The following is a 4,774-nucleotide window of genomic DNA, read 5'->3' on the forward strand; positions in this document are numbered from 1 at the left end:
AAACAGGAAAGGGGCCGGAGAAATCCGGCCCCTTTTTTGTGTCCAGCGCCAAGCTGGGAACCTTGTGGCAGCCGCCCTTCAGGCCGGGCGATGCGCATAAGGCAGAGGATCGATCAGACCAGCCTGCTCGAAACCGGCCAGACGCAGGCGGCAGGAATCGCACAGGCCGCAAGCCTTGCCATCGGGCTGCGGATCATAGCAGGACCAGCTCATGCCAGCATCCAGCCCCAGACGGTCGGCTTCCTGAGCGATCTGCGCCTTGGTCATATGCTGCAGCGGCGCCTGAATGCGGAAACCGGCGCCTTGCGCCCCGGCCTTGGTGGCCAGATCGGCCAGCTTTTCAAAGCCTTCGATGAATTCGGGGCGGCAGTCGGGATAGCCCGAATAATCCAGCGCATTCACGCCGATAAAGATGTCCTTCGCGCCCACCGCCTCGGCCCAGGCCAGCGTCAGCGAGAGGAACACCAGATTGCGCGCGGGCACATAGGTGACGGGAATATCATCGCCCACGCCCTCCTTGGGCACATCGATAGCGTCGGTCAGCGCCGAGCCGCCAAACTGACGCAGATCGAGCGGCAGCACCACATGCTTCACCGCGCCCAGATGTGCGGCCAGCTGCGTGGCGGAGTCCAGTTCGCGGCGATGCCGCTGATTGTAGTCGATGGTCAGCGCATAGAGGCTGTAACCGGCCTCGCGCGCCAGCCCCGCCGACACCATCGAGTCCAGCCCGCCCGACAGCAGCACCACGGCCTTCTTGTCGCCGGTTTGGGGGGAGTTGGTCATTATCGTTCCTTGTCAGCACACAGGCGTCACATCCAGCGCCCTGCATCAGCAGGACGCCGGATGGTCATGGAACAATCGCCCGGCCCGGGCCAGAGCATTTTCGGCAACAGGCATCCCAAAAGAATGACTGGGCCGGAACGGTTAGAGTTCGATCGGGAACACCCGCGAGCAGAAGGCGCAATCGACCAGAATAGCACCCGCCTCATCGCGCATGGCGTCCAGCTCTTCCTCTGGGAAGCGGCCCAGCACCGTCTTGTAATAGTCCGCGCTGCAGCGGCAACCACGTGACAAAGCGGTGGTCTCCAGCAGCCGCACCTCATCCTCTTCATGGAACAGGCGCCAGATCAGATCGTCGAGGCCCAGCCTTGGATCGACCAGCTCCTTGCCGGTCATCGACCCGGCCAGCGCGGCGACATGCTCCCAATGCGGATGGTTCATCCGCACATGCAGGCGCTCGCGCCCTTCCTCGCCATCGGGCAGATGCTGGATCAGCAGGCCACCGGCCACGCAGGCCTCGCCCTCCACATCCAGACCGATGCGGATCAGCGTGGGCACCTGCTCGGACTGCGCGAAGTAGGCCTCGCACACCCGGGCCAGCGATGTGCCCTCCAGCGGCACCACGCCCTGATAGCGCTTGCCGGTCGCCGCCAGATCGAACGTGATCGCCAGATAGCCCTTCTCTCCGAAGAGCTCCTGCAGGGTCTCGCGGCCCTCCAGCGCGGCCAGCCGCTCGGCATCATGGCGGACATAGCCACGCAATTCGCCGAGGCGATAATCACAAACCAGCAGATCGACCGCGCCCTTTTCGGCCTGCACCTGCAAGGTCAGCTGGCAGCCCTCATCCTTGAGCAGCGTGCCCATCATGGCCGACAGCACCAGCGCCTCGCCCAGCAGACGGCGCAGCACCGGGGGATAGTCATGCGCCGCCAGAATGGCATGCAGCGAGGGCCCCAGACGGATCACCCGGCCCCGCACATCGCGCGAGGGGATGGTGAAGGGCAGGACTTCATCCATGCCCTTCGCCGCATCATCATCGAACATCACAGCGCGCCCATGGCCCAGAGCAGCACCGATTTCTGGGCGTGAATGCGGTTTTCCGCCTCATCCCAGACCAGCGAGCGCGGACCATCGATCACCGCATCGGTGACCTCTTCGCCGCGATGCGCGGGCAGGCAGTGCAGGAACCAGGCGTCGGAAGCCGCAGCCGCCATCACCGCCTCATTGACCTGATAGGGCTCCATCGCGGCGATCACCGCCTCGCCGCCCGGCTGGCCCATCGACACCCAGGTGTCGGTGACCACCACCTGAGCGCCGCGCGCGGCCTCAAGCGGATCCTGCGTGAGAGTGATGCTGACCCCAGCCTCACGCGCACGCGCCACGAAACCGGCATCGGGCTCGAAGCCCGCGGGAATGCCTGCGCGGATGTTGAAGCCCAGCAGGCCGGCGGCCTCGATCAGCGAGTGCAGCACATTGTTGCCGTCGCCCAGCCAGGCCAGCTCCATGCCCTGCAGCGCAACGCCCTGCTCCTGCAAGGTGAGCAGATCGGCCATGATCTGGCAGGGGTGCGACTGGTCGGTCAGCCCGTTGATCACCGGAACGCTGGCGTAATGCGCCAGCTCCTCGATCTTGGCGTGATCGTTGGTGCGAATCATGATCGCATCGACCATACGGCTGAGCACGCGGGCGGTGTCGGCGATGGTCTCGCCGCGCCCCAGCTGCATGCCGCCCGCCTCCATCACGATCGAGCTGCCGCCCAGCTGGCGGATCGCCATATCGAAGGAGACGCGGGTGCGGGTCGAGTTCTTCTCGAAGATCATCGCCAGCACGCGATCGGCCAGCGGCGCATCGGCATCGACGCGCCCCTTGGGCCAGCTGGCGCGCGCCTGCTTGCGCGTGCCCGCATCGGCCAGAATGGCGCGCAGAGCCTCGGGCCCGGCATCGGCCAGATTGAGGAAATGCCGCAGGTCAGCCATCACACCGCCTCCGGCTGATAGGAGGCCGCGCCCGCCGAGAGCTTCTCCATGAACTCATCGATATGGCTCTCGTCGATCACCAGCGGCGGGAAGACGCGCATGGTCTGATCGCCCGCCGAAACGGTGAGCAGCTGGTGATTGTCACGCAGATGGGCGACGAAAGGCCGCGGCTCGATCTTCAGCTTCAGGCCCATCAGCAGGCCCCGACCACGCACTGCCTCGAAAATCTCGGGGTAGTTGCCGATGAACTGCTCCAGCCGGGCGGTCATCTTGGCGCCCATATCGCGGACATGCGCCAGGAATTCGTCATTGGCCACGGCATCGAGCACCGCCTCGGCCGCGGCCATGGCCAGCGGATTGCCGCCATAGGTCGAGCCATGCGTGCCCGCCACCATGCCGCGCGCCGCCTTTTCGCTGGCAAGGCATGCGCCCAGCGGGAAGCCGCCGCCGATGCCCTTGGCGGTGGACATGATGTCCGGCACCGCGCCCAGCTGTTCATAGGCGTAGAAGGTGCCGGTGCGCGCCACGCCGGTCTGCACCTCGTCGAAGACCAGCATCAGATCATGCTCGTCGCAGAGCGCGCGCAGGCCGGGCAGGAAATCTTCGGGGGGCACCTTGATACCGCCCTCACCCTGGATCGGCTCGATCAGGAAACCGGCGGTGTTCGGGCCGATGGCGGCCTTCGCGGCCTCCAGATCACCGAACTCAACGTACTTGAAGCCGGGCAGCAGGGGCAGGAAGCCCTTATGCATCTTTTCCTGATTGGAAGCGCTGATCGTGCCCAAAGTACGCCCGTGGAAGGCTTCCTTGAAGGTGATCAGCTCATACTTGTGATCGTTGCCGACATGCTGGTGATAGGCGCGCGCGGTCTTGATCGCGCATTCCACGGCCTCGGCACCCGAATTGGTGAAGAACACCGTATCGGCGAAGGTCAGATCGACCAGCCGCTTGGCCAGGCTCTCCTGATGCGGGCTGCCATAAAGGTTGGAGACATGCATCAGCGTTGCCGCCTGCTGCTGGATCGCGCCGATCAGCCCTTCATGGCTGTGGCCCAGCAGGTTCACCGCGATGCCGCTGGCGAAGTCGAGGTATCGGCGGCCGTCCTCGCCGATCAGATGGCAGTGTTCACCGCGCACGGGCCGAAAGGCGGTCCGGGGGTAAACAGGCATCAGAGGCGAAATCGACATGCTACGTTCCTTTACTCAGACCTTCATTGCCAGCTTTGGCATTGGGAGGGTTGGTGCTGATTCTCACGGAAAAGAGATGCTGGGTGACAGCATCATGACGGAAACGACAAATGGCGGCTTCCCCGGATGCGAATCCTGGAGAAGCCGCCATTTGCGCGTATTTATGGTGTCGCTGTATCTCCGTCAAACCCGGACTTTCATCCGGGCCTGACTTTTACGGAGACCTCAAGCGAACGGTGTCAGCCCTGACGCGGCACCAGGTTGACAGCCGAGTACTTGCCTCGGCGGTCCACCTCGATGTCGAACTCCAGGCGATCGCCCTCGTTCAGCTCGCGCATGCCCGAGCGCTCAACGGCGCTGATATGCACGAAAGCGTCCGGCTGGCCGTCGTCACGCGTGATGAAGCCGAAGCCCTTCATCGCGTTGAAGAACTTGACCGTGCCGGTGGCCTTGTCACCCGTCAGCTGACGCTGGGGAGCAGCAGGCTCGCGCTTGGCAACGGCGATGACATCGCCGACCACGACCAGATCGCTGGCCGAAATCTTGCCGCCGCGATCGACGAGCGTGAATTCCAGACCCTGACCTTCAGCCAGACCTTCCAGGCCTGCGCGCTCAACCGCGCTGATGTGCACGAACACATCTTCGCCGCCGTCTTCGCGCTGAATGAAGCCGAAGCCCTTCTGGCCGTTGAAGAACTTGACGACGCCCTTGCCCTGGCCAACGACCTGGGCAGGCATACCGCCGCCACCGCCGCCGCCAAAACCACCGCCGCCGCCGCCGCGCGGGCCGCCGAAGCCGCCGCCACCGCCGCCGCCGCCACGCGGGCCGCCG

6 protein-coding genes are annotated in these 4,774 nt (G+C 64.8%); 1 reads left to right on the forward strand and 5 read right to left on the reverse strand.

Going from position 1 to position 4,774, the window contains the following annotated elements; translation table 11 throughout:
* Window positions 1-78 precede the first annotated feature (78 nt).
* The 4 genes from queC to SR3_RS29970 form a co-directional block, all read right to left on the reverse strand.
* On the reverse strand, window positions 79-783 hold the full coding sequence (gene queC / locus SR3_RS29955) for a 7-cyano-7-deazaguanine synthase QueC (protein WP_068094998.1): 705 nt from the start codon (window positions 781-783) through the stop codon (window positions 79-81).
* A gap of 141 nt (window positions 784-924) precedes the next feature.
* Window positions 925-1,824: an Hsp33 family molecular chaperone HslO gene (gene hslO, locus SR3_RS29960; protein ID WP_068095002.1), complete on the reverse strand. Its 900-nt coding sequence runs from the start codon at window positions 1,822-1,824 to the stop codon at window positions 925-927.
* The gene (gene argF, locus SR3_RS29965) at window positions 1,824-2,756 is read right to left on the reverse strand and encodes an ornithine carbamoyltransferase (protein ID WP_068095005.1); all 933 of its coding nucleotides are present in this window, start codon (window positions 2,754-2,756) and stop codon (window positions 1,824-1,826) included. Before argF ends, hslO begins: the two co-directional genes overlap by 1 nt.
* The gene (locus SR3_RS29970; RefSeq protein WP_068095008.1) at window positions 2,756-3,943 is read right to left on the reverse strand and encodes an aspartate aminotransferase family protein; all 1,188 of its coding nucleotides are present in this window, start codon (window positions 3,941-3,943) and stop codon (window positions 2,756-2,758) included. The genes argF and SR3_RS29970 overlap by 1 nt, the downstream gene beginning before the upstream one ends.
* On the opposite strand from SR3_RS29970, the gene SR3_RS32045 reads away from it, so the two are divergent.
* Window positions 3,942-4,154 (forward strand): hypothetical protein, encoded by a 213-nt coding sequence (locus tag SR3_RS32045; protein WP_169805747.1) that lies wholly within the window; start codon window positions 3,942-3,944, stop codon window positions 4,152-4,154. The two genes, SR3_RS29970 and SR3_RS32045, sit on opposite strands and share 2 nt — an antisense overlap.
* A 28-nt stretch (window positions 4,155-4,182) precedes the next feature.
* On the opposite strand, the gene SR3_RS32720 is transcribed toward SR3_RS32045, so the two are convergent.
* The coding region (locus tag SR3_RS32720) for a cold-shock protein (RefSeq protein WP_068095009.1) at window positions 4,183-4,774 on the reverse strand (592 nt) is incomplete at its 5' end.

This window comes from Novosphingobium rosa NBRC 15208 (assembly GCF_001598555.1).
GTDB lineage: Bacteria > Pseudomonadota > Alphaproteobacteria > Sphingomonadales > Sphingomonadaceae > Novosphingobium > Novosphingobium rosa.

What these genes read in the sequence shown, in the direction of transcription:
- queC (WP_068094998.1), bottom strand. Translation starts at nt 783, where the DNA reads ATGACCAACTCCCCCCAAACCGGCGACAAGAAGGCCGTGGTGCTGCTG.
- hslO (WP_068095002.1), bottom strand. Translation starts at nt 1,824, where the DNA reads ATGTTCGATGATGATGCGGCGAAGGGCATGGATGAAGTCCTGCCCTTC.
- argF (WP_068095005.1), bottom strand. Translation starts at nt 2,756, where the DNA reads ATGGCTGACCTGCGGCATTTCCTCAATCTGGCCGATGCCGGGCCCGAG.
- SR3_RS32045 (WP_169805747.1), top strand. Translation starts at nt 3,942, where the DNA reads ATGCTACGTTCCTTTACTCAGACCTTCATTGCCAGCTTTGGCATTGGG.
- SR3_RS29970 (WP_068095008.1), bottom strand. Translation starts at nt 3,943, where the DNA reads ATGTCGATTTCGCCTCTGATGCCTGTTTACCCCCGGACCGCCTTTCGG.